This is a genomic window from Stenotrophomonas sp. AS012628 (assembly GCF_010608305.1).
GTDB lineage: Bacteria > Pseudomonadota > Gammaproteobacteria > Xanthomonadales > Xanthomonadaceae > Stenotrophomonas > Stenotrophomonas geniculata.
Map to the genome: position 1 here is coordinate 128,996 of NZ_VMBJ01000001.1, position 21,182 is coordinate 150,177.

Sequence of the window (21,182 nt, forward strand, 5' to 3'; positions counted from 1 at the left end):
TGCCTCCGGCAGGAGGGGTCAATCCAACCGCTCGATCAGTACATCGCCGGCCCATGCGCGTACCTGCGCCGGGTCCAGCCGTCGTGCGTCACCGCTTTGCAGCCGGCTCATCGAGAACGCGGTCGCCAGCCGTGCGCAACCGGCCAGATCGAGGGAGGACTCCAGCATCGCGGCAGCGATGCCGGCGACCATGGCGTCGCCCGCACCGACCGTGCTGCCCCGGGCCAGTCGCGGCGGTCGTGCGACCAGCGCGCCGCTGCGATCAATGAACAGCGCACCGTCGGTGCCCATCGAGATCGCTACGAGCGCAATACCGCGTTCGACCAACGCCTGGCCAGCGACGCGCAGGGCGCTGCGGTCCGGCAGCTGGGTGCCGGTCCAGGCCTCCAGTTCGTGGCGATTGGGCTTGACCGCGTAGGGCAGTGCACCCTGTGCACCACTCAACGCCGCGGCAAGCGCGTCGCCACTGGTATCCAGCAGTACGCGCGCGCCGGCGGCGCGCACCTGCGCCTGCAGTCGGGCCCATGCATCGGCTTGCAGCCCGGACGGAAGGCTGCCGGACAGCACCACTGGCAGCTCCGGCTGGAGCAGTGCGTCGAGTCGGCGCGATACCGCGTCCAGATCGGCGTCACACAGTGACAGGCCGGGCAGGTTGATGTCGGTGGTCTCGCCGTTGGCGTCTTCCACCAGCTTGATGTTGGTGCGGGTACGGCCCGGAACGCGCAGACACGCGTCTGCGATGCCCCGATCGGAAAACAGTGCGCTGAACACGCCGTCGTTGCCATCGCCGAGCACGCCCAGCGCAGTGGTCGGCACGCCCCAGTCTGCCAGGCAGGCGGCCACGTTGATGCCTTTGCCGCCGGCGTCGTCGCGGGAACTGCGGGCGCGATGCACGTGACCCGGTTGCAGGTTCGCCAGCCGCACGGTCTGGTCGATTGCCGGGTTCAGGGTAATGGTGACGGCGCGGGAACTCATGCGCGCGCTCCATCGAGGGCACGCACCTGCTCAGCGGTTTCGCAGTCCAGCGCCGTCGCAGCCAGCGTTCGCAGATCGGCCAGCGCGCTGCCACGCAGGCGTGCTTTCACGGCCGGGATGTCGTTCGGGGTCATCGACAGTTCGTCCACGCCCAGTCCCGCCAGCAGCATCGCACCGAACGGATCGCCGGCCAGGCCGCCGCAGACACCCACCCAGCGCCCCTGCGTGCGTGCACCGTCCACCGTGGCGCGGATCGCGCGCAGCACGGCCGGATGCAGGCTGTCGGCCTCTGCGGCAAGCTCCGGATTCTGGCGGTCGATCGCCAGCACGTACTGGGTCAGGTCGTTGGTACCTATCGAGAAGAAGTCGGCGTGGCGGGCAAGCACATCGCTCTGGGCGGCAGCGGCCGGCACTTCGATCATGATGCCGATCGGCACGTCGGGCGCCTCGAGTTCGGTGCGCAGGCACTCGCAGATGGCGCGCAGAGCGACCAGCTCGGGCACCGAGGTGATCATCGGGAACATGATGGACAGGCGTGCACCGTCCTTGGCTGCGCGATACAGCGCACGCAGCTGCGGTTCCAGAAGATCCGGGCGGCGCAGCAGCAGGCGCGCGCCGCGCACGCCGAGGAACGGGTTTTCCTCGTGTGGCAGCTCCAGGTGGGCGACCTGCTTGTCGCCACCGATATCGAGCGCGCGCACGATCAACGGACGGCCGTCCAGCGCGTTGGCCATCGCCATGTAGGTTGCGTACTGCTCCTCCTCGCTGGGCGTGCTGCCGCGTTCGAGGAACAGGAATTCGGTGCGCATCAGGCCGACACCTTCCGCGCCCTGTTCCAGCGCCAATGGCACCTGCTCGGGCAGGTTCACGTTGGCGCCGATGTCGATGCGATGGCCATCGGTGGTCTGCGCTGGCTGCGCACGTTGCGCCGCTTCTCGCGCGCGGATCTGCTGCTGCCCAGCGATCCAGGCGCGAGCCGAAGCAAGATCTGCCTCGGAGGGGGACAGGTAGAGCCGCCCGCTGCTGCCGTCGATGATCGCCTCGCGGCCGGCCTGGATCGCCAGCAGTTCGGCGCCACCGGCAACCAGCGCCGGCAGGCCGAGCGTGCGCGAGAGGATGGCGGTGTGCGAGGTCGGCCCGCCCAGTGCGGTGGCGAGGCCGAGCACGCGGGTGGTGTCGAGGTTGGCGGTATCCGAGGGCGACAGGTCGGCGGCAAGCAGGATGCACGGCTGCGCCGGCAGATCGGCCAGGCCGCCACCGGCCGCAGAGGGGTCAAGCTGCGCCAGTACGCGCCGACCCACATCGCGCAGGTCGGCAGCGCGCCCGGCCAGCACCGGATTGCCCAGCGCCGCCAGCCCGGAGGCGATCTGCTCGATGGCCTGGTGCCACGACCAGGCGACACCATGACCTTCAACCATCAGCTGGCAGGTGCGGGTAATCAGGTCGGTGTCGTCAAGCAGCGCAGCCTGCGCCTTGAAGATCGCAGCATCCGAAGCGCCAAGGCGGCGCTGCGTGTCGTCCTGCAGTGCGGCCAGCTGCTGGCGGGTGCGACCGAGTGCATCCTGCAGGCGTGCGCCGCCCTCGCCGAGCGGGGCAGGGCGATCGGCAACATCGGCCTGCGCGCTGGCCAGTACATGCACCGGTCCGATGGCCAGTCCGGGGCTGGCGCCGATGCCGACGATCGCCGCCTGCGCTTCGGGTGGACTCCAGCCCGCGACCGGCGCTGCCTTTCGCTGTGCTGCACGCTCCGCATCGGTCTTTTCCTGCGCCACCAGCCCATCCATGACCTTGCGCAGTGCGGCCAGCAGGGCGTGGGCATCGGCACCCTCGGCAGAAACACTAACGGCATCGCCCTCGCGAAGCCCGAGCTGCAGCAGCGCAACCAGACTCTTTGCATCGGCCACCTGATCGCCCGCGCGCACCTGCGCACGGGCCGTGAAACCCCGCGCCGTCTCGGCCCAGCGCGTGGCCGGGCGCGCGTGCAGTCCACTGGGGTAAGCGATGGTCCAGTCGAAACGCTCGGCCAGGTCCGCCACCGGCACGTGGGCTGCCGTGACTGCGACATCACTGGCCAGCGCATTGACGATGTCGCTCGCATCGGGGGTGGTGAACAACCGCTGCAGCGCGGCCTCGTCCTGGATCAGGCGGGTCAGCCTGCGCAGGAGGGTGATGTGGGTATCGGACTGGGCAGCGATGCCAACCACCAGGCGGGTGGCCTGGCCGGGGTTCCATTCCACGCCTTCCGGCAACTGCAGCACCGCGATGCCGTCGCGGCGCACCAGGTGGCGGTCCTCGCCGAGCCCATGCGGGATCGCCACACCATGGCCGAGGAAGGTGTTCGCCAGCGCTTCGCGGCGTCCCATGCTGGCCTCGTAGCCCGGCGCCACGCAGCCGGCGGCGACCAGCATCTGGGCTACCTGGGCGATGGCATCGGTCTTGTCCTGTGCCCGCGCGTCCAGGCGGATCAGTTCCCGGCTGACGGGGGAGGGGGAGGTCAGGGGCGACAAAGCGGGCTCCGGGAAGGGGGGGCTGGGACGTATTGGGAACGTTCCCACTCCGTATTTCAATGTGCACTGCACAAAAAGCCAATAGTCCTTTGGCGTTAGGATTATCCTGGACAGCCATTCGGCCATGAACAGCGCACGTTTCCGGGAACGTTTCCAATGAGCATCAGCATCAACGACGTCGCACGCGTGGCGGGGGTCTCCAAATCCACGGTGTCACGGGTGCTCGGGGGCGGCCCGGTCAGCGAAGAGGTTCGCGGCCGGGTCGAGGTGGCGATCCGCCAGACCGGCTATCGGCCGAACCTGCAGGCAAGACGGCTGCGCTCCCGGCACACCGGCATCATCGGGTTGATCGTTGCGGATATCCGCAACCCGTTCTTCACTGCGCTTATCCGTGCGGTGGAGGAGGTCGCCTATCGCGAAGGCCTGCGCGTCACGCTCTGCAACACCGATGAAGACCCCGAGCGCGAGGCGCTGTATCTTCAGTTGATGCACGAGGAGCGCATCAGTGGACTGATCTTTGCGCCCACACGGACCACGGTGGGGCGGCTGGAACGGCTCGCGCTGGACTTCCCGACGGTACTGGTGGACCGCGCCGCGGCCAGCGGGTCGATCGACAGCGTGGTGCTGGACAATCCCGCGGCGATGGGCGCCCTGGTCGAGCATCTCGTCGAGCGTGGCTATCGCCGCATCGGCGGCCTGTTCGGCAGCACCAGCACCACGGCGGCCGAGCGCCGCGACGGCTATCTTGCTGCGATGCGCACGCACGGGTTGGAGCCGGATTACCGCGAAGTCGAGCCAACGGCCGAGGCCGCCATCGCAACGGTCGACCAATGGCTGGCCGGCCCTTCGCGTCCCGACGCGCTGGTCACCAGCAACAGCCTGCTGCTCATGGGTGCATTGAAGGCGGCGCGCAGCGCCGGTCTCGCCATCCCAGGAGAGCTGGCGCTGGCAGGGTTCGACAACGAGCGCTGGACCGAACTGGTCGAACCTGGCATTACCGTGGTCGAGCAGCCGGTTGAAGACATGGGGCGAGCTGCGATGTCGCTGTTGCTGGAACGCCTGCGCATGCCGGAGCTGCCCGTGCGCAGACTGGTGATGACGGGAAGGTGCGTCGTGAGAGGGTCGACGGCTGCGCGATAGTCCGGCGCCTGCTTGCGGCAGTCCATGAAGCAGCCGCCAGGTGTTGGCGGGTCATGCGTTGTCTGCTACAAGCCATCCGTACGCAGACACAGTGGAGGATCGCATTGTCAGAGCCATATTCAACACTGCTCCGCCTGCAGATATCCCACCACGATCTTTCCAGATGGCTGGCAGCGCCCGTGCCTTCAGCATCCCGTTGGTCCGACTGGCGACGTATCTCCGGGCAGTGGCGCATGGAAAACGGCCAATACGACGTATTCTGAAAGCCTCTACGATGCCATCGCGTTTCTTGGCTAGCTTGATCGGCTTTGACCTCTGCCGCGTGGCATCCATGAAAGCAACAGCCAGGGCCTCAACATGAAGGGACATCACCAACCCCAGGCGCGCCGCGTCATGTGTCGGCTCCTCGCACTTGGCCTCTGCGCGCTGGCTGGGTCCGCCGTGGCCGGAACAACGCAGCCGGCACGGACCTGGCTTGTCAGCGGCACGGAACTCATCACCCTCCTGCAGGGGAAAGGCGATGACGGGTTCTGCGACGGCGAACAGTGCCGGAGCCTGTCCAGCGCTCGCGCCAGCGGCTATATCCTGGGCGTCGCCGATGCCAGCCGCGGACAGTGGTGCGGGCAGGGCCAGATCCTTCCGCATGAACTGGTCGACCATGTGTCTTCCCATCTCCGGCAACTGCCCCGCGAGCGATTGCAGCAGGATGCGTCGCCACTGGTTGTCGAAGGGCTGCGGACGGCGTTTCCCTGTGGTCGCGGCACACCACGTGGCAACAGTGCCGAGCCCGGCAATGACCAATGAAGCACGCCGCGCCCGCTTGGCGACGGTGCGAACGTCCTACACCCTCGCGACACGGTGCATTCACGGCCACCGACATTCGCGCTTGCCACACTGCATGTTCCTTCCACAGCACGAGGTGCCCCATGGCTACCTGTGATGTCTGCGGCAACAACTACGACAAAAGCTTTACGCTGCAGCAGGGCGGGCGCAGCGGCACGTTCGATTCGTTCGAGTGCGCGATCCACGCATTCGCACCCCGCTGCGCACACTGCGAATGCGCGGTTATCGGGCATGGCGTTGAAGGAAATGGCCAGATCTTCTGCTGTGCACATTGCGCCGGTCATGCGGGCGTACAGGGTATAGCCGACCGGGCCTGAGCTGCCTTCAGCGCCATCCTGCTTCCTGCCCGGAGACGAGCGAAGAAAGCCGCGCGATCCTGGCTGCGCCCGAATCAGCCAGCAGCGCCAGTGCGCGCCGCTTCCGGGATGGCAGCCCCGCCACGACCTCCGGTGCCAACACGACGTGGAACTCTCTGGCGTTGGCATCCAGCGCGGTGGCGAGAACGCACGAATCGGCCGTCATGCCACTCAGGCACAGGCGGCGCACTCCGAGTTTGGCCAGCAGAATCGGCAAGGGACTGGCCAGGAACGCCGAATGCTTGGGCTTGAGTACGAAGTAATGACCGGGCAAAGGTGAGAGAAGGCTGGCAATCCGCCCCGCCGGACCGCCGTCACGCCGGCACTGTTCCACCTGCTGGCGGAAATCGCGCTTCCAATCCGAGAAGTTGTCATTGGCGTAGATGACCGGCCACCCGCGTTCGTCGAAGTCATCCCTCAGGCGCCGGATCTGCCGGGCCGCCCGCTCTGCCGCGGGCGCCAGCTCCTGCGCGCCCGGGAAATCGAAACGGCTGAACATGTCGATGATCAGCAAGGCAGTCGACGGATCATCTGCCATGGTTCAATCTCCTGTCTGGGTATGTGGCGCCTCGACCGGCTTGGATTGCGGCGAATCTTTCTGGCGCAGGAAGATCGTCAGCACCACCAGAGACAGCACGGCCAGGAATTCGCTTTGCCAGTTCTGCATGGATTCGAACCAGAATGTGCTGCTGGCGAGGTGCTCCACAAAGCCTGGCGGCGGCAATCCCTTCAACTGCTGTTCGGCCTCCTCGGCGCGCCAGCTTCCCAATGCATGCAGCGTAAAGCTGAACAGGAACAACAGCCCGAACGCAATCGCCAGCGAATGACCGTAAAGAACCTTCCACAGGCCACCGCGCCTGACCGGCCAGGGCGTGCGGCCGGGTTCGATGCGATTCTGTTCCTGCGCAGGGTCCAGCGGCCGCGATTCGGCCGAACCGCGCTGGCGCAGGCTGACCGTCAGCAGAACGTACATCCCCATCTGCAGGAATTCGCTCTCCCAATTCTCGAACGTAGCGCTGACGAAGTGCCCGGTAGCCAGGTAGTGCCAGAAATCGATCGGCATGCGTCCGTGCTCGACCAGTTCCTGGTTGTGCACGTGATGCCCTGCAACTGCCTGCCCCACAATGAGCACCAACGTGAGCGCAAGCAGCACCAGCGAGAGACCGTTGCGTTTCCACATGCAACACCTCGTTCAGGCTGCTCCAAAGACCGTCCATGAAGCTTGCGTGGGCAAAGGGCCTTGCCTCGTGATTGCTGCGCATCCGGAATGTGAGGCGGGCTCAACGCTTGCCTGTCGGGTCAGGATCCGGCCGCTCGTAGTCTTCAGGTACCGCCTTGGGGCCGTCCCCATCGTCGGGCATGTCGTGCTCCTTCCACCTGGCCTGGTCGTTGCGACGTTTGTCCGGCGTATGGGCCTTCGACTGATCGTCCACGTCTGTGGTTGGATTGAAAGGCAGCTTGTCGTTCATGGGCAGCTCCTGCGGCGAGAACCTGAAGCCTGCACCGGTCCGGGTTAACGCCACGACGCCGCGGAATGAACGCTGCGCACACCCGGATGTCACCGCAGCAGGAGGAGCGCCCTGCGATGCTGGTGTTCCGATCTTTCTGGAGCACCGCGATGCAGGCATTGACCTATCACGGCCGCAAGGATGTGCGCGTCGAGACCGTGCCGGACCCGGTACTGGCGGCCGAGGATGATCTGATCCTGAGGGTGACCGCCACCGCCATCTGTGGTTCGGACCTGCACCTGTACCGGGGCAAGATTCCTGACCTGCACGATGGCGATGTGCTGGGCCACGAATTCATGGGCGTGGTGGAAGAGGTCGGCAGCGGCGTGACCCAGGTGAAACCCGGTGATCGCGTGGTGATCCCGTTTGTGATTGCCTGTGGCGAGTGCTTCCACTGCCGGCTGGCCGAGTATGCCGCCTGCGAGACCACAAATCCGGGCAAGGGCGCCGCACTGAATCAGAAGGGCATACTGCCTCCGGCCGCATTGTTCGGCTACAGCCATCTGTATGGCGGCGTGGCCGGTGGGCAGGCCGAATTCGTGCGTGTACCGAAGGCGAATGTGGGTCCCTTGCGCATTCCGGAAGGCATTGCTGATGAGCAGGTGCTGTTCCTGTCTGACATTCTCCCCACCGGCTACCAGGCTGCGTTGAACGCAGGGGTCAAGGCAGGCTCGACGGTGGCCATCTTCGGTGCCGGGCCGGTGGGGCTGATGAGCGCAGCCTGCTGCCGGCTGCTGGGGGCCGAGACCATCTTCATGGTGGACCATCTTCGCTACCGCCTTGACTACGCGCGTCGCGCCTACGGGGTGACCCCCATCGACTTCAGGGAGATCGAGGACCCGGCCGATTACATCCTGACCCAGACCAGCGGGCGCGGCGCAGACGCCTGCATCGAGGCCGTAGGCTTCGAGGCCGAAGGCAGTGCGCTGGAGTCAGCGCTGACCGCCGTGAAACTGGAAGGCAGCAGCGGGGTGGCGATCAGGCAGTGCATCGCAGCGGCCCGCCGCGGCGGCGTGGTCAGCATCCCCGGTGTCTATGCCGGCTTCATCCACGGTTTCCTGCTGGGCGACGCGTTCGACAAGGGCTTGACGTTCAAGATGGGGCAGACCCATGTCCAGGGGCTGATGCCCGAGCTGCTGGACGCCATCATGGAAGGAAAGCTGGACCCGGGTGACATCATCTCGCACCGGATGCGCCTGGCCGATGCAGCGCAGGGCTATGCGATGTTTGATGCCAAGGATGACGACTGCCGCAAGATCGTTCTGACACCGTGAGCGTGGCGCCATGAGTGCGATTGTCGTGGGCTGTGTGTACGCACTGTGGTTGGTGGCCGGTTGGCTGGACTTCCATTTTCACCGCCGGACCGACCTTCCACACACCTCCGCGATGCGCGAAAGCCTGTTGCATGGGGTGCAGCTGCTTCTGATCGGCAGCGGCGTGCTGGCGTGGCTGCTGCTGGAAAACACGTTGTCGCTCCTCACGTTTCTGGCACTTCTGGTCATCGCACACGCGGTCGCCGGATACTTCGATACCGTCAGCGCGGACGGCCGTCGACGCATCAGCCCGGCGGAACAACATGTGCACAGCGTGTTGGATGCCGCGCCGTGGGTCCTGCTGGGCTGGGTCGGCTGGCAGGTGCACCCCCGGTGGTCGCTCGACGTGAAATCTGCAGCACCAGACGTCTGGTGGTTCACCCTGTTGCCGGCACTGGGCCTGGTGGTGCTGCCATGGCTGTGGCAACTGCGGCAGTGCGTGCGTGCACGAGAGCAACGCACGCAGACGGGTCCGTGAGGATCACGGTACCGGGCATTCATGTGCCCGCCACGCGGTCAAGACAGGCATGTGACTGCCTGCCGCCTACGTTCATGGCGTATCTCCAATGCAGGTCTGCCACCCATGCAGGATGTGACGTCATCCTCTTCGCTGTTCAATCGCGCACGCCAGGTGCTGGTACAGCAACCGGCATTGCCTTTGCCCGGGGGCGGCCAGACGCTGCAGCGTTGGCAGGCGCTGGCAGCCTGCGGGGCAGAGGATCTCTGCCTGGCCAAGGTACTGGAGGCCCACTATGACGCCCAAGCGATTGCTGCCGAGTTGAGGGTGCCCATCCATGCTGAAGACACGTTGCTGGCGGTGTGGGCTGCAGAGGGTCCGGCCAACACCGTTCGCATCGATGCCGGCGGTGGACTGTACGGTGACAAGCCCTGGTGTTCCGGCAGCGCATGGGTGGATTCGGCACTGGTAACGGTTCGCAACGCGCAGGGCGTGTGGCTATGCCAGGTGGCGGCGGAACACTGGCACACACTTGCAGGCGAGCCATGGCCCGCCGTGGGCATGGCCGCAATCCCGTCCACCACGGTGCGCTTTGACGGCGCACCGATGGTGATCCTGGGGACGCGCGATGACTACCTTCAGCGCCCGGGCTTCTGGCATGGCGGGGCAGGCATCGCGGCGGTCTGGTTTGGCGCAGCGGCCGCATTGGCCGAGCGCATGCGACCGGCCTGCACCGAGGGGAATCGCGCGCGGCTGCTGGGTGAAGTGGACCTCGCCCTGGGCCCGGCTGCCGCGCTGCTTCGCGAACTGGCGGCGCGCATCGACGCCGCGCCCGAACTGACCCATCGCGAAGATGTGGTGCGCCTGCGCTGTGTGGTCGAGCGTGCGGCAACGCGTGTGCTGGACCTGGCGGGTCGCGCGCTGGGCCCGGGCCCGATGTGCCTGGAGGCCTCCCATGCCCGGCGCTGCGCGGACCTGACCGTGTTCCTTCGCCAGAGCCACGCCGATCGCGATTGGGAATGGCTGGGCGAGCAGCGTGCCACACAGGAGGCGACATGGGCGCTGTAGCCAGGACACCCCTGCAAGGGGAAGGAACCCAGGAGCCGGCCTGGCTGCACTGCGATTGGCTCTGGCAGCAACCGACCATACCGGCAACCGCACTCTGCAGCGGGCATGACCGCATGGTGGTGGTCGCGCCGCATCCGGATGACGAAATACTCGGCTGTGGCGGGCTGCTGCATCACGCTGTGGGGCAGGGTATCGACGTCAGTGTCGTTGCGGTGACCGACGGTGAAGCATGCTATCCGGGCGAGCCGTGGTGGACGCCCGAACGCCTGCGATCAACGCGCCGAGCGGAGCTTGCCGCGGCATTGGGCGAACTAGGTATTCCGGTCGGCTCCATCTTCCACCTGGGTATCGCCGACGGCGCGGTCAGCGCGCACGAGCAGGGGCTGGAAGGCTGGCTGCAGCAGTATCTGCAACCGCGCGATCTGGTCCTGGCGCCATGGCGGTTTGATGGCCACCCCGATCACGAAGCCGCAGGGCGCGCTGCCTGCCGCGCCGCGCGGGCGGCCGGTTGCCACCGGCTGGAGTACCCGGTGTGGGGCTGGCACTGGCTTGACCCTGCCTGCGCACATATGGCGTGGGAGGTTCCGAAGCTGATCGACATTTCAGCGGTGGCGTCCGCAAAACGAAACGCGATCGCGCATTTCCGGACGCAGACGGGTGACGTGGCGGGCCTGAACAGCCCGCCGGTGCTGCCCGCACATGTACTCGCCCGATTCTTCCGAAACTACGAGGTGTTTCTGGCATGAGCGCCCAACCGTACTTTGATGACCTGCATGAGCAGGAGGACCCGTTCGGCTACCGCAGCCGGTGGTATGAAGAGCGCAAGCGTGCGCTGCTGCTGGCAAGCCTCAGCCAGCGCCAGTTCGCTCGCGGCTGGGAACTGGGGTGTTCCAACGGCGTACTGACCGAGGCGCTGGCGGCACGTTGCGAACGCCTGCTTGCAACCGACATCAGTCCACGTGCGGCGTTCCAGGCGCGCCGCAACCTGGCCCATCTGCCGCACGTGCAGGTCCATTGCGCCAGCCATCCCGAGCAATGGCCGCCAGGACGCTTCGACCTGATCGTCTGCGGCGAAATGGGCTACTACCTGGGGGCAGGCGCACTGCGCGAACTGCGCGGTGGCATCGATGAAGCACTTCGCGATGACGGCCTGCTGGTCGCCTGCCATTGGTTGCCCTCGTTCCCGGGACGCGCGAGCCGGACCGAGGTGGTGCATCGATGCCTGGGGGAAGGCCTGCAGGAAGCCTTCCACTACCGCGATGCGGACTTCGTGCTTCAGGGATGGACACGGGGCCCCTTATCATTGGCCCGGAACGAGGGCTTGCGGTGATAGGCGTCCTGATACCCGCCCACAATGAGGCGGACAGTATCGCGCGGTGCCTGCAATCCATCCGGGTGGCGGCCCTGCACCCAGGCCTCGGCGGCGAAGCAGTGGAGGTAATGGTCGCGCTGGACGCTTGTACGGATGCAACGGGCACCATCTGCCACCGATACCGGGTCGGGAGCGTACAGCTGGATGCACGCTGCGTCGGTGTCGCCCGGGCCGCAGCCGCTGCTGAACTGCTGGGGCGGGGCGCCAGGTGGCTGGCAAGCACGGACGCTGACAGTGAGGTGCCTCCCGAGTGGCTGGCCGCACAGGTTCAGAGCAGTTGTGACGCTTTCTGCGGACTGGTGGACATAGCGACGACCTGCCAGAGTGAACGGCGCCTGCGCAGGGCATTCCAGGCAAGGCAGCAGTGGGGCGACCATCATGGGCGCATCCACGGTGCCAACCTCGGCGTCTCTGCCTGTTCCTATCGGGCCGTTGGCGGCTTTGCTCCCCTGCACTGTAGTGAAGACGTGGCGCTTGTCAGAGCGCTGCAACGCCGCGGTGCGGTGGTGCGATGGGCCGGCGCTCCCGTGGTGATGACCAGTGCGCGTCTGCAGGGGCGCGCTACAGGCGGATTCTCCGCTTATCTGGCGGCGCTGGGTGGCGAGCGCTCTGGCGCGGAAGCACCCGCCCTGATCACCTGAGGGTCAGCGACTCCGTCACGCAAGGGTCCCGTGTTATGGGAGCGTGCAGTTTAGGAAAGCGTTGGGACAGGGCAGGCCACGAAGGCCCTCATCCCTGCCTACTACGAGATCCGCAGCGTGGCGCGCAGCAACTGGGATGGCCTCTCCCGTGGTGGCGCGCTGCGCCAGCTGAGCCTGGTGGTGGCCCCGTACCTGGGGTGACGGTTGTATGGAGTCAATGCGCGGGCGGCTGCGCGCAGGTATCGCCCAGCACGCGCCGGACCGTGTCCTGCAATTGACTCACATGGAACGGTTTGGCCACGAAGGCTGCGCGCCGGTGGCGCTGCGGCACCAGCTGGTCGTAGACCGCAGAGACAAACAGGTAGGGGATGCCGAGTTCTGCCAGGCGATCAGCGACGGGAAAGACCACACCGTCGCGAAGTTCGACATCGAGCACGGCGCCGTCGAACCGCTGGGTGTCCAGCAGCCCGAGAGCGTCGAACACGCTGTAGGCATGCGTCACCTGATCGCCGACGTCCTCAAGGGCGTGCTCCATGAGTGCGGCCAGGTCGAGTTGGTCTTCCACCAGCAGCAGGTTGCATCTGCGCTGGCCGGTTGCGGATTGCATGCGTGCATGCCTGTGTTGTCCTGGGAACACCAGTTTCTGCTGTGCTGCATCAAGATCCTGCGTGTGCATTGTCAGTCCGGCGCGAAGCTCTGCGCGCGTGGCCAACCTCGTGGAGGAGGCGTGGAAGGCGTTATGGATTTCGTTGACGGCTTCTTGGCATGCACTGTGGATACTGCCGCCGACCCCTTATCGGAGTTTCTGTCATGCCTCAATCCGGAACCGAAGCGGCCTCTCCTGGCGTGCTGCGTATCGAGTGCATGCCGCTCGATTGTGGCGGCGCCGCCATTGTCGTGGAACTGGACCGTACGCCTGATCGGACATGGATGAAGTCGCTGAAGCGAGCGCTGCTGGCCGACGACGCCCTGGACGGTGCACAGGCCAAGTTTGATGGGCGCTTTGTCTATGTCGTGGGCGTGGACGGCGGCGCGCATCGTGCTGAACATCGGGTCATGCAGGCCGTGATGGCGGCAGAGGGCGCGGGCGCCTCGAACGCCAGGCGCCAGCGCCCTGCAGTCAACGTAGGCGTATCCAGCGCCTTGGCGAACTGAGAGCGCCCGGGTCCAGCAAGGGGACGCGGATGTTGTTATCGCCGCATCAGCGCTGCGTGCAGCGCCGAGCTTCGGCGGATCACAGCGGCCGACAAGGCGGTGATTGCCAGCGCTCCACCATGGTCTCCGGAGGCATGTTGCCCCGCACCGGAGATCGAGATGGCAGACCAGAACACCGCCCGAAGCGAGCGCCTGCTGAAGTGGCTGCAGGACGCCTACGCCATGGAACAGGAAGCGGAGACCATGATGAAGGCCATGGCTTCGCGGATCGAGAACTATCCCCAGCTTGCCGCACGCGTCAGCCAGCACGTCCAGGAGACGCAAGGGCAGGCAGCTTCCCTGCGCGAGTGCATTGAGGCGCTTGGGGGAAGCGTGCCCACCGCAAAGGGGCTGTTCGCGAGCATGACTGCCGCCCTCCACGCGGCGGGCACCAGTCTGATGGAGGACGAGGTGGTCAAGAGCGTAGGCCTCTCGTTCGGCTTCGAGAATACCGAGATCGCCACGTACCGGGCGCTGGTGATCGCTGCCGAGCGCGCCGGCGCGCCCGACATTGCGGCCGTGTGTGGCCAGATCCTGCAGGAAGAGGTTGCCATGGCGCGTTGGCTGGAGGACCACCAGGACGGACTGGTCGGAGCGTTCCTCAACCGTGACGAAACGCCTGGCGCCCAGGCCAAGCGTTGACCCCGAAGCCAGCCCACGCCAGCCACCGGAGAAACCCTCATGTTCTTTCATCACAAGAAGCTGATGTACACCGTACGCGTGCGCGAATCCAACCCGCAGCTCGCCAGTCTCATGCTTGAACAGTTCGGCGGCCCACAGGGCGAGTTGGCCGCCGCGATGCGCTACTTCACCCAGGGACTTGGCGAATGCGACCCCGGGCGCAAGGACCTGTTGATGGACATCGCCACCGAGGAGATCAGCCATCTGGAGATCATCGGCACCATCATCGCCATGCTCAACCGCGGGCCCAAGGCGATCCAGTCCGAAGGGCTTGCCGAGGCCGAGGACATGCGCCTGCTGGGCCAGAACAGCACCAGCCACACCGAACAGATCCTGTACGGTGGCGGCCCCGCGCTGGTCAATTCCAGCGGGGTGCCGTGGACAGCCGCCTACATCGACTCGATCGGCGACCCCACCGCCGACCTGCGCTCGAACATCGCGGCCGAAGCGCGCGCCAAGCTGGTGTATGAGCGCTTGATCAACGTCACCGACGACCCCGGCATCAAGGATGCGCTGCGCTTCCTGATGACGCGCGAGATCGCGCACATGAAGTCATTCGAGAAGGCGCTGCACAGCATCCAGCCCAACTTCCCGCCGGGCAAGCTGCCGGGGGACCCTGCATTCACCGATCTGTACATGGACATGTCGCAGGGCGACGGCGCCGACGACCTGCAGGGCAGCTGGAACAGCGGCGAGCTCTGGGAGCGGGTCAGCGACCGCGAGGCACAGGCCGCTGTGGATGGTGGCGACGGCGGCGGCACGGTGGACCTGGACCCACGCGAACAAGCGGCAGTACAGGCCATGACCCTGCGCACGCTCTCCGACCCGGAAGCGCGGCCGACCACCGGGGCCGAGCTGGGGGCCGGCCCGGGCGCAGGCGCACTGGACCTGCCACCACGCGAGCCGTGAAAGAACCCGGTGCGCCCGTGCGGCGCCCCGGTTGCAACGCCCCTGGGCAGCGTGGGGCATACGAAAGTGGGCGGACATCACGTCCGCCCACGAAGGGATGCATCGGGTTTCAGCGCCGATCAGCGCTGCTGGCCACCGCGGTTGTTGCCGCCGCGTTGCTACTGTTGCTGCCCACCTCCCTGGTTACCACCGCCACGGCTGTTCTGGCCGCCTTCGCGGCCGATGTCAGCCATGTGCTGGCGGTCCTGGCTCACCGCTTCGCCACCCTTGCGGCCGGCTTCGCGTGCTTCTTCCGAGCTGAATTCATGGGCGTTGCCTGACTCGTGCGCGGCACGTCCACCCTTGGCGGCGATCTCGCGCTGCTTGTCCTCGTCCATCGAAGCGAAACCGCGGTTGCTGGTGCCCTGGTTCTGGTTCTGGTTGGCCATGGAAAGTCTCCTTGGGTTCAGCCGCCTCATTGGCGGCAGCGACCATCTTCCAGATCCGGCGCTAGACGGCGGTGGCACGACTGCCAACGTCGCGTCATCCCGAAGGCGCTGATTCCTCATCCGGCCTCCACGAACATTCGTGCGTGCGCACAGTGGCAGGCACACGTTCAGCGGCCCAACCGCGCGTCAACGCGATGCGGAAGGTACACGCCACAGTTCGACGCAGCCTCCACACCGGTCTCACCGCGCGTACGATCGGTGTGGCTAAGGTAGAGCGGTCTGCAACAACCGGTGGTGCCATGCCCTTTAGAGCGATTGCCTATGTAAGTGAAGCCTCCCGCAACCTGACGGAACAGCGGCTGCAGGAACTTGTGGCAGAGGCGGTGCAGTTCAATGAGTCCGCCGATGTCACCGGCACATTGCTGTTCGACGGCTCGCGCTTCCTGCAGTATCTGGAGGGCCCGGAGGCCGGGATCAATGCGGCTTACGCGCGCATTCTCGCGGCCGGCAGCCACAGTGGGATCGTCGAACTGAACCGGGGCAGGGTGGGGCGCCGGCAGTTTCCGCACTGGCGGATGCGCAGCGTGCGGGTGGATGAGCTCGCGCTGGGGAAGATCGCCATATCCGACTGGACCGGCTTCGTGCGCAGCGCGTCGGCGCTGGAATCGGGCACCAGCGCCCTGGATCGACTACTGTCGGTTTCGCAATCGCAGACGGAAGCAGGCGCGGGCGGCATCATGGAACCAGACGGGCAGCTGGCACGATGATGTCGTCAGCCGCCCCGGTGGTGCCTGAGCTGCTACGCGTCGGCTGTGCGGGGTGGTCGCTGTCGCGGTCGGATCAGGAGGCGTTCGGCGCGGGCGACAGCGTACTGCAGCGCTATGCCACACGCCTGCCGATGGTGGAGGTCAATTCTTCCTTCTACCGACCGCACCAGCCCAGGACTTACGCGCGGTGGGCGGCGAGCGTTCCGGAGGGCTTCCGGTTCGCGGTGAAACTCCCGCGCGAGATCAGCCATGAGCGTCGGCTGCGTGATGCAATGCAACCGCTCGAGCGGTTCCTTGAAGGCGTGCTGGAACTGGGTGGAAAGCTCGGTCCGTTGCTGCTGCAGTTGCCGCCCAGCCTGGTGTACGACACGGTCACGGCCGAAGCCTTCCTGCGGGGCCTGCGCGCGCGCACGCAGGCCGAAGTAGCGTGCGAGCCGCGCCATCCGAGTTGGTTTACGGCGGACGTGGATGCGCTGCTGAGCGCGCATGGCGTTGCACGGGTTGCCGCAGATCCAGCACGTGTGCCGGCGGCAGCGATTCCCGGCGGTGATCGCACGTGGAGCTACTGGCGCTGGCACGGCCAGCCGCAGATCTATCGCAGTGCCTACGACGAGCCGACCCTTGCCCGCCTTGCGCGGCAGCTGCTGGCCGAGGCCGACGCGCAACGACCCGCCTGGTTCGTACTGGACAATACCGCGCTGGGTCACGCCACCGGCAATGCCCTGCACCTGCAGGCGCTGCTGCAGGAGAACGAACATGCCTGAAGGCCCTTCGATCGTCCTGCTGCGCGAAGCAGCGAGCCATTTCAAGGGGCACGTGGTCCGCACCGTCTCCGGGAACAGCCGCATCGACCTGTCGCCGCTGCAGGGCCGAAGGGTCAAGGCGGTCCGCAGTTGGGGCAAGCACTTCCTGCTGGAATTCAGCCATCACACGCTGCGCATCCATCTGATGATGTTCGGCAGCTGGCGCATCGACGAGCGGAAGCCAGCCCCGGCGCGGGTATCGCTGGTGTTCGACAACGGTGAGCTGAACTTCTATGCGTGTTCCGTGCGCCTGATCGACCAGCCTCTGGACGACATCTACGATTGGCGGGCGGACGTGATGAACGATGCCTGGGATCCGAAGCTGGCCAGGCGCAAGCTGAAAACCATGCCGGACGTCCTTGCCTGCGATGCGCTTCTGGACCAGACGGTCTTCGCCGGCGTCGGCAACATCATCAAGAACGAGGTGCTGTTCCGGATAGGCGTGCATCCCGCCACCCGATTGGGCGACCTGCCGCCACGCAGGCTTACCGCGCTGATCGAGCAGGCCCGCGCCTACAGCTTCGATTTCCTGGAATGGAAGCGCTGCTTTGAGCTGAAGAAGCATTGGCAGGTGCACACGAAGAAGGTCTGTCCCGTGTGCGGTGGCCCGATCAGCAAGCTCTACATGGGGACCACGCGGCGACGCACGTTCTTCTGCCCCAATGATCAAGTGCTGTACGGGCCCTGAGGCTGCCGTCCGTGGCAGCCGGGTTCCGGGGCGCGTCGATCAGGCGGCCTGCGCTGCCTTGGCGTTGCCGCCGCCCTTGGCCAGCAGGGTGAGCTTTTCGTCGGTGGCTTTCTCTTCCTCAAGCGTCTCAAGCAGCAACGGCAGGGCGTCCTTGTAGCCCAGTTGTTTGGCCAGCGCGGCGATGGTGCCGTAGGACGCAATCTCGTAATGCTCGACCTTCTGTGCGCCACCGATCAGGGCGGCATCGCGCACAGGGCCCTTGTCGATGCTGTCGATCACTTCCTTGCCTTCCTCCACCAGGCCCTCCATCGCCGCGCACTTGATGCGCTTCAGGCGAATGCCCAGGATCTCCACAACCTGGTCGATGCGCTCGATCTGGCCCTGGGTTTCTTCCAGGTGCGTTTCAAACGCCGTGGCCAGGTCCGGGTTCTCGGCCGCACGGGCCAGGCGCGGGAGGGCCTTGGTCAGCTGCTTCTCGGCGCTGTAGATGTCCGAGAGTTCGTGGATGAACAGGTCTTCCGCCGTCTTGATAGCCATACTGGGCTCCGCAGTGAGTGGAGCGATCAGCGTAGGGTCTGCCCGGTTGCGATCAGGCAGGTGCCAGGTGAAGGCGGCATGTGAAGGTCCACGCGAACCGTGCGCGTGCCCTTCACGATGCGGGATCCGCCACTGCGGGTTGGCGCCGGTGCCGCCAAGCCTTCGCCATGGCTTCACAATGGCATCGCCTGGTGCCCATGCACCGGCCGGTACGGTCACTTCACGCCCGATCACGCGTGGAGACTCCCATGAGCGACGACAAGAAGAACACCGGACGCCCGGACCGGGATCGCATCAACGTCAACGAAGATTACGAGCTGCAGTACTGGACCACGGCGCTGGGCGTGTCCGCCGAGGAACTTCGTGCCGCTGTGGCGGCGGTCGGCCCCACAGCCGTTGCTGTCCGCAAGCATCTGGGAAAATAGCGCGGAGTTGCCCATGTCCCTGGTCGAGTACCGCCGCAAGCGCAGTTTTGACAAGACCAAGGAGCCCGAGCCGGGCAAGGCGCTACCGAAAGGGCAACGCGCCATTTTCGTGGTGCAGCTGCACCACGCCAGCCGCAGGCACTACGACTTCCGCCTGCAGGTGGGTGACGCGCTGAAGAGCTGGGCCGTGCCCAAGGGGCCCAGTTACGACCCGAAGGTCAAGCGCATGGCGGTGGAGGTGGAAGATCATCCTGTCGACTATGCGACCTTCGAAGGCGAAATCCCCAAAGGCCAGTACGGCGGCGGCCATGTCGCCCAGTTCGACCACGGTGTGTGGGCTACGCAGGGCGACCCGGAAGCCCAGCTCGCCAAGGGCCATCTACGATTCGAGCTGTTCGGCGCCAAGCTCAAGGGTGGATGGCATCTGGTCCGTTCAGGCAAGCCAGCGCGCCAGCCACAGTGGCTGCTGTTCAAGGACGACGATGAATTTGCGAGCGACATCGAGGCAGACGATCTGCTGGCGGATGTTGCTGTAGCGCCCCCGGTGGACCTGAAGCGTGCCGGGGCCGGAAAGACCGCGAAGAAGAAACTCACGGTCGTACCCGCCACACGCGCCCGACGAAAGAACTGGGCGAAGAAGGCCCTGGCGCTCAGCAAGGCAAGAAAGGCCGCAGCGCCGTCCGGGCCGTTTGAGCCACAGTTGGCCAAGCTGGGCGAAGCGCCGCCCCAGGGCGGGCAGTGGGTGCATGAGATCAAATGGGATGGGTACCGCATCCTTGCTACGGTGGCTGAGGGCAACGTGCAGCTATGGTCGCGGAACGCACTGGAATGGACCGGCAAGCTCCCTGAAATACGTGACGCGATCACAGCACTGGGCCTCACCTCGGCGGCACTGGACGGTGAGCTCATCGCCGGCGCCGGCACCAGGGAGGACTTCAACCTGCTGCAGGCCACGCTCTCCGGCGAGCGGCAGGGCGTCCTGACGTATGCATTGTTCGATCTGCTGCACCTTGATGGCGTGGACGTCGCCGATGCGCCCTTGCTGGAACGCAAGGCCCTGCTGCAATCCGTGCTGGAAGGGCAGGGCAGGCCATTGGCGTTCAGTTCGCATGTACAGGGGGATGGCGACGAGGCCTATCGCCTGGCCGGTGAGCAGCACTTCGAAGGCATCATTTCCAAGCGCGCCGAGCGCAGCTACCACAGTGGCCGCAGTGAGGATTGGCGCAAGACCAAACAGCTGGCCAGCGACGAGTTTGCGGTGGTCGGATACACCACGCCGAAAGGCAGCCGCACCGGGTTCGGCTCGCTGCTGCTGGCGCGGCCAGACCCGAAACATGGCTGGCTCTACGTCGGCCGCGTCGGATCCGGGTTCTCGGACGAACTGATCGGCGAAGTCAGCAAGCGCATCGAAGGCGGCGGCAGCCGCAAGCCGACGGCGCATGTGCCCACCCAGGACACCGACCTGCGCGCCGCGACCTGGTTCCCGCCGCGTTTCGTGGTGGAGGTCTTCTATCGCGGGATTGGCGGGCAGAAGCTGTTGCGCCAGGCGTCACTGAAGGCGGTACGGGCGGACAAGGACATCGCCGATCTCGCAGATTCCGATCGCGCCGGGCCGGTCACGGTCTCTGGTGGGAAGTCCGCAACGGCGCGTCCTGCGCGCGATGCGAAAACGTCACCCGCTACCGACCGCACACCGCCCGCGCTGTCGTCTCCCGGCAAGATCCTGTTTCCTGGCGATGGCTACACCAAGCAGGAGGTATGGGACTACTACGCGGCTGTGATGGAGCATCTCCTGCCCGAGGTGGTTGATCGTCCGCTGTCGATCATCCGATGCCCCAGTGGCACCGCAAAACCCTGCTTCTTCCAGAAACACCATACAGCCGGGCTGGAGTTGGTCGACGCAGTAAAGCTCAAGGAAGAAAGCGGTATAAACGCCCATTACCTGGTGGTGCGGGACGCAGCCAGCCTGCTTGAACTGGTGCAGTTCAACGCGTTGGAGTTCCACCCCTGGGGCAGCCACGCAGAAGCGCCCGACAAGGCCGACCGCGTGGTGTTCGACCTGGATCCAGGACCGGACGTACCCTTTGCCGAGGTCAAGAAAGCGGCAACCGACATCCGGAAACTGCTGGCGCAGCTGGAGCTGGAATCGTTCCTGCGTGTATCCGGTGGCAAGGGCCTGCACGTGGTCGTGCCGCTCAATCCGGGATGCGACTGGGACCTGACCAGGCGCTTTGCGAAGGGTTTCGCCGATGCGCTGGCGCAATCCGAGCCCCAGCGATTCCTGGCAACGGCCACCAAAAGCCTCCGCAACAAGCGGATCTTCGTGGACTATCTGCGCAATGGGCGCGGTGCGACGGCGGTTGCGTCCTACTCGCTGCGGGCCAGGCCGGGGGCACCGGTAGCACTGCCGATCGCCTGGGGCGATCTGACGAAACTCAAGCGCGCAGACGCGTTCACGATCAAGGACGTGCCAGCAAAGCTGAAACGGCAGCGCAAAGACCCTTGGGCCGGTATCGGGAAAGTGAAACAGAATCTTGCGCGATGGGCGCAGGCAGACCCGTAGCCCGCGC

The 21,182-nt window shown here is 65.9% G+C and carries 25 protein-coding genes; 17 read left to right on the forward strand and 8 right to left on the reverse strand.

Annotated elements, in window-relative coordinates; translation table 11 throughout:
* Positions 1 to 18: 18 nt before the first annotated feature.
* Together pfkB and ptsP are read right to left on the reverse strand one after the other, a co-directional pair.
* Positions 19 to 975, reverse strand: a complete 957-nt coding sequence (gene pfkB, locus G5A07_RS00525) for a 1-phosphofructokinase (protein WP_191862337.1) — start codon at positions 973 to 975, stop codon at positions 19 to 21.
* Positions 972 to 3,482 (reverse strand): phosphoenolpyruvate--protein phosphotransferase, encoded by a 2,511-nt coding sequence (gene ptsP, locus G5A07_RS00530; protein WP_191862338.1) that lies wholly within the window; start codon positions 3,480 to 3,482, stop codon positions 972 to 974. Before ptsP ends, pfkB begins: the two co-directional genes overlap by 4 nt.
* 156 nt (positions 3,483 to 3,638) lie before the next feature.
* Here ptsP and G5A07_RS00535 point away from each other — a divergent pair, with 156 nt between their 5' ends.
* From G5A07_RS00535 to G5A07_RS00545, 3 genes are all read left to right on the forward strand, one after another.
* On the forward strand, positions 3,639 to 4,622 hold the full coding sequence (locus G5A07_RS00535; protein ID WP_019337699.1) for a LacI family DNA-binding transcriptional regulator: 984 nt from the start codon (positions 3,639 to 3,641) through the stop codon (positions 4,620 to 4,622).
* Positions 4,623 to 4,979: 357 nt separating this feature from the next.
* The gene (locus tag G5A07_RS00540) at positions 4,980 to 5,426 is read left to right on the forward strand and encodes a Rap1a/Tai family immunity protein (RefSeq protein ID WP_224329367.1); all 447 of its coding nucleotides are present in this window, start codon (positions 4,980 to 4,982) and stop codon (positions 5,424 to 5,426) included.
* Positions 5,427 to 5,548: 122 nt separating this feature from the next.
* Positions 5,549 to 5,782: a hypothetical protein gene (locus G5A07_RS00545; RefSeq protein WP_100041155.1), complete on the forward strand. Its 234-nt coding sequence runs from the start codon at positions 5,549 to 5,551 to the stop codon at positions 5,780 to 5,782.
* A 7-nt stretch (positions 5,783 to 5,789) separates the two neighbouring features.
* Here G5A07_RS00545 and G5A07_RS00550 read toward each other — a convergent pair whose 3' ends face one another.
* The 3 genes from G5A07_RS00550 to G5A07_RS00560 all read right to left on the reverse strand — a co-directional run bounded on the left by G5A07_RS00550 (position 5,790) and on the right by G5A07_RS00560 (position 7,290).
* Complete coding sequence (locus G5A07_RS00550; RefSeq protein ID WP_019337697.1) at positions 5,790 to 6,359, reverse strand: cysteine hydrolase; 570 nt, start codon at positions 6,357 to 6,359, stop codon at positions 5,790 to 5,792.
* Positions 6,360 to 6,362: 3 nt separating this feature from the next.
* Positions 6,363 to 7,001: a DUF6766 family protein gene (locus tag G5A07_RS00555; RefSeq protein WP_191862340.1), complete on the reverse strand. Its 639-nt coding sequence runs from the start codon at positions 6,999 to 7,001 to the stop codon at positions 6,363 to 6,365.
* 100 nt (positions 7,002 to 7,101) lie between these two features.
* Positions 7,102 to 7,290 carry a hypothetical protein gene (locus G5A07_RS00560; RefSeq protein ID WP_071305214.1) on the reverse strand — a complete coding sequence of 63 codons (189 nt, stop codon included), beginning with the start codon at positions 7,288 to 7,290 and terminating at the stop codon, positions 7,102 to 7,104.
* A 149-nt stretch (positions 7,291 to 7,439) separates the two neighbouring features.
* On the opposite strand from G5A07_RS00560, the gene G5A07_RS00565 reads away from it, so the two are divergent.
* The 6 genes from G5A07_RS00565 (at position 7,440) to G5A07_RS00590 (ending at position 12,180) form a co-directional block, all read left to right on the forward strand.
* Positions 7,440 to 8,603 (forward strand): zinc-dependent alcohol dehydrogenase, encoded by a 1,164-nt coding sequence (locus G5A07_RS00565; protein ID WP_029550776.1) that lies wholly within the window; start codon positions 7,440 to 7,442, stop codon positions 8,601 to 8,603.
* 10 nt (positions 8,604 to 8,613) lie between these two features.
* Positions 8,614 to 9,120 carry a hypothetical protein gene (locus G5A07_RS00570; protein ID WP_019337693.1) on the forward strand — a complete coding sequence of 169 codons (507 nt, stop codon included), beginning with the start codon at positions 8,614 to 8,616 and terminating at the stop codon, positions 9,118 to 9,120.
* 105 nt (positions 9,121 to 9,225) lie between these two features.
* Entirely contained in the window at positions 9,226 to 10,167 is a 942-nt protein-coding gene (locus tag G5A07_RS00575; protein ID WP_049409759.1) for a hypothetical protein, read from the forward strand.
* Positions 10,155 to 10,913: a PIG-L family deacetylase gene (locus G5A07_RS00580; protein ID WP_191862342.1), complete on the forward strand. Its 759-nt coding sequence runs from the start codon at positions 10,155 to 10,157 to the stop codon at positions 10,911 to 10,913. The genes G5A07_RS00575 and G5A07_RS00580 overlap by 13 nt, the downstream gene beginning before the upstream one ends.
* Positions 10,910 to 11,497, forward strand: coding sequence for an SAM-dependent methyltransferase (locus tag G5A07_RS00585; protein WP_019337690.1), 588 nt, complete (start codon positions 10,910 to 10,912; stop codon positions 11,495 to 11,497). Before G5A07_RS00580 ends, G5A07_RS00585 begins: the two co-directional genes overlap by 4 nt.
* The gene (locus G5A07_RS00590; protein ID WP_043395812.1) at positions 11,494 to 12,180 is read left to right on the forward strand and encodes a glycosyltransferase; all 687 of its coding nucleotides are present in this window, start codon (positions 11,494 to 11,496) and stop codon (positions 12,178 to 12,180) included. The genes G5A07_RS00585 and G5A07_RS00590 overlap by 4 nt, the downstream gene beginning before the upstream one ends.
* 214 nt (positions 12,181 to 12,394) lie before the next feature.
* Here the strand turns inward: G5A07_RS00590 and G5A07_RS00595 are convergent, their stop codons facing one another.
* Positions 12,395 to 12,787 (reverse strand): response regulator, encoded by a 393-nt coding sequence (locus G5A07_RS00595; RefSeq protein WP_019337688.1) that lies wholly within the window; start codon positions 12,785 to 12,787, stop codon positions 12,395 to 12,397.
* Positions 12,788 to 13,026: 239 nt separating this feature from the next.
* Here G5A07_RS00595 and G5A07_RS00600 point away from each other — a divergent pair, with 239 nt between their 5' ends.
* The 3 genes from G5A07_RS00600 (at position 13,027) to G5A07_RS00610 (ending at position 14,964) form a co-directional block, all read left to right on the forward strand.
* The gene (locus G5A07_RS00600; protein WP_239682781.1) at positions 13,027 to 13,335 is read left to right on the forward strand and encodes a hypothetical protein; all 309 of its coding nucleotides are present in this window, start codon (positions 13,027 to 13,029) and stop codon (positions 13,333 to 13,335) included.
* A 159-nt stretch (positions 13,336 to 13,494) separates the two neighbouring features.
* Complete coding sequence (locus tag G5A07_RS00605; protein WP_019337686.1) at positions 13,495 to 14,016, forward strand: ferritin-like domain-containing protein; 522 nt, start codon at positions 13,495 to 13,497, stop codon at positions 14,014 to 14,016.
* 39 nt (positions 14,017 to 14,055) lie between these two features.
* Positions 14,056 to 14,964, forward strand: coding sequence for a manganese catalase family protein (locus tag G5A07_RS00610; protein ID WP_019337685.1), 909 nt, complete (start codon positions 14,056 to 14,058; stop codon positions 14,962 to 14,964).
* Positions 14,965 to 15,122: 158 nt separating this feature from the next.
* Here the strand turns inward: G5A07_RS00610 and G5A07_RS00615 are convergent, their stop codons facing one another.
* Complete coding sequence (locus tag G5A07_RS00615) at positions 15,123 to 15,392, reverse strand: KGG domain-containing protein (protein ID WP_126559518.1); 270 nt, start codon at positions 15,390 to 15,392, stop codon at positions 15,123 to 15,125.
* A gap of 299 nt (positions 15,393 to 15,691) precedes the next feature.
* Between G5A07_RS00615 and G5A07_RS00620 the strand changes: the two genes are divergently transcribed.
* The 3 genes from G5A07_RS00620 to G5A07_RS00630 are packed head-to-tail and all read left to right on the forward strand — an operon-like array spanning position 15,692 to position 17,650.
* Complete coding sequence (locus G5A07_RS00620) at positions 15,692 to 16,159, forward strand: BLUF domain-containing protein (protein ID WP_043395806.1); 468 nt, start codon at positions 15,692 to 15,694, stop codon at positions 16,157 to 16,159.
* On the forward strand, positions 16,156 to 16,923 hold the full coding sequence (locus G5A07_RS00625; protein ID WP_191862344.1) for a DUF72 domain-containing protein: 768 nt from the start codon (positions 16,156 to 16,158) through the stop codon (positions 16,921 to 16,923). The genes G5A07_RS00620 and G5A07_RS00625 overlap by 4 nt, the downstream gene beginning before the upstream one ends.
* Entirely contained in the window at positions 16,916 to 17,650 is a 735-nt protein-coding gene (locus G5A07_RS00630; RefSeq protein ID WP_049481219.1) for a DNA-formamidopyrimidine glycosylase family protein, read from the forward strand. The genes G5A07_RS00625 and G5A07_RS00630 overlap by 8 nt, the downstream gene beginning before the upstream one ends.
* Positions 17,651 to 17,689: 39 nt before the next feature.
* Here the strand turns inward: G5A07_RS00630 and G5A07_RS00635 are convergent, their stop codons facing one another.
* On the reverse strand, positions 17,690 to 18,187 hold the full coding sequence (locus tag G5A07_RS00635; RefSeq protein WP_019659711.1) for a DUF892 family protein: 498 nt from the start codon (positions 18,185 to 18,187) through the stop codon (positions 17,690 to 17,692).
* Between the two features lie 248 nt (positions 18,188 to 18,435).
* Here G5A07_RS00635 and G5A07_RS00640 point away from each other — a divergent pair, with 248 nt between their 5' ends.
* Both G5A07_RS00640 and ligD read left to right on the forward strand, forming a co-directional pair.
* Positions 18,436 to 18,612 (forward strand): DUF3606 domain-containing protein, encoded by a 177-nt coding sequence (locus tag G5A07_RS00640; protein ID WP_019336566.1) that lies wholly within the window; start codon positions 18,436 to 18,438, stop codon positions 18,610 to 18,612.
* A 13-nt stretch (positions 18,613 to 18,625) separates the two neighbouring features.
* Positions 18,626 to 21,175, forward strand: coding sequence for a DNA ligase D (gene ligD, locus G5A07_RS00645; RefSeq protein ID WP_191862346.1), 2,550 nt, complete (start codon positions 18,626 to 18,628; stop codon positions 21,173 to 21,175).
* The last annotated feature ends 7 nt before the right edge of the window (positions 21,176 to 21,182 follow it).

What these genes read in the sequence shown, in the direction of transcription:
- G5A07_RS00610 (WP_019337685.1), top strand. Translation starts at nt 14,056, where the DNA reads ATGTTCTTTCATCACAAGAAGCTGATGTACACCGTACGCGTGCGCGAA.
- G5A07_RS00635 (WP_019659711.1), bottom strand. Translation starts at nt 18,187, where the DNA reads ATGGCTATCAAGACGGCGGAAGACCTGTTCATCCACGAACTCTCGGAC.
- G5A07_RS00620 (WP_043395806.1), top strand. Translation starts at nt 15,692, where the DNA reads ATGCCCTTTAGAGCGATTGCCTATGTAAGTGAAGCCTCCCGCAACCTG.
- G5A07_RS00560 (WP_071305214.1), bottom strand. Translation starts at nt 7,290, where the DNA reads ATGAACGACAAGCTGCCTTTCAATCCAACCACAGACGTGGACGATCAG.
- ligD (WP_191862346.1), top strand. Translation starts at nt 18,626, where the DNA reads ATGTCCCTGGTCGAGTACCGCCGCAAGCGCAGTTTTGACAAGACCAAG.
- G5A07_RS00540 (WP_224329367.1), top strand. Translation starts at nt 4,980, where the DNA reads ATGAAGGGACATCACCAACCCCAGGCGCGCCGCGTCATGTGTCGGCTC.
- G5A07_RS00580 (WP_191862342.1), top strand. Translation starts at nt 10,155, where the DNA reads ATGGGCGCTGTAGCCAGGACACCCCTGCAAGGGGAAGGAACCCAGGAG.
- G5A07_RS00575 (WP_049409759.1), top strand. Translation starts at nt 9,226, where the DNA reads ATGCAGGATGTGACGTCATCCTCTTCGCTGTTCAATCGCGCACGCCAG.
- G5A07_RS00535 (WP_019337699.1), top strand. Translation starts at nt 3,639, where the DNA reads ATGAGCATCAGCATCAACGACGTCGCACGCGTGGCGGGGGTCTCCAAA.
- G5A07_RS00630 (WP_049481219.1), top strand. Translation starts at nt 16,916, where the DNA reads ATGCCTGAAGGCCCTTCGATCGTCCTGCTGCGCGAAGCAGCGAGCCAT.
- G5A07_RS00585 (WP_019337690.1), top strand. Translation starts at nt 10,910, where the DNA reads ATGAGCGCCCAACCGTACTTTGATGACCTGCATGAGCAGGAGGACCCG.
- G5A07_RS00550 (WP_019337697.1), bottom strand. Translation starts at nt 6,359, where the DNA reads ATGGCAGATGATCCGTCGACTGCCTTGCTGATCATCGACATGTTCAGC.
- G5A07_RS00640 (WP_019336566.1), top strand. Translation starts at nt 18,436, where the DNA reads ATGAGCGACGACAAGAAGAACACCGGACGCCCGGACCGGGATCGCATC.
- G5A07_RS00570 (WP_019337693.1), top strand. Translation starts at nt 8,614, where the DNA reads ATGAGTGCGATTGTCGTGGGCTGTGTGTACGCACTGTGGTTGGTGGCC.
- G5A07_RS00615 (WP_126559518.1), bottom strand. Translation starts at nt 15,392, where the DNA reads ATGGCCAACCAGAACCAGAACCAGGGCACCAGCAACCGCGGTTTCGCT.
- G5A07_RS00625 (WP_191862344.1), top strand. Translation starts at nt 16,156, where the DNA reads ATGATGTCGTCAGCCGCCCCGGTGGTGCCTGAGCTGCTACGCGTCGGC.
- G5A07_RS00605 (WP_019337686.1), top strand. Translation starts at nt 13,495, where the DNA reads ATGGCAGACCAGAACACCGCCCGAAGCGAGCGCCTGCTGAAGTGGCTG.
- G5A07_RS00565 (WP_029550776.1), top strand. Translation starts at nt 7,440, where the DNA reads ATGCAGGCATTGACCTATCACGGCCGCAAGGATGTGCGCGTCGAGACC.
- pfkB (WP_191862337.1), bottom strand. Translation starts at nt 975, where the DNA reads ATGAGTTCCCGCGCCGTCACCATTACCCTGAACCCGGCAATCGACCAG.
- G5A07_RS00555 (WP_191862340.1), bottom strand. Translation starts at nt 7,001, where the DNA reads ATGTGGAAACGCAACGGTCTCTCGCTGGTGCTGCTTGCGCTCACGTTG.
- G5A07_RS00545 (WP_100041155.1), top strand. Translation starts at nt 5,549, where the DNA reads ATGGCTACCTGTGATGTCTGCGGCAACAACTACGACAAAAGCTTTACG.
- G5A07_RS00595 (WP_019337688.1), bottom strand. Translation starts at nt 12,787, where the DNA reads ATGCAATCCGCAACCGGCCAGCGCAGATGCAACCTGCTGCTGGTGGAA.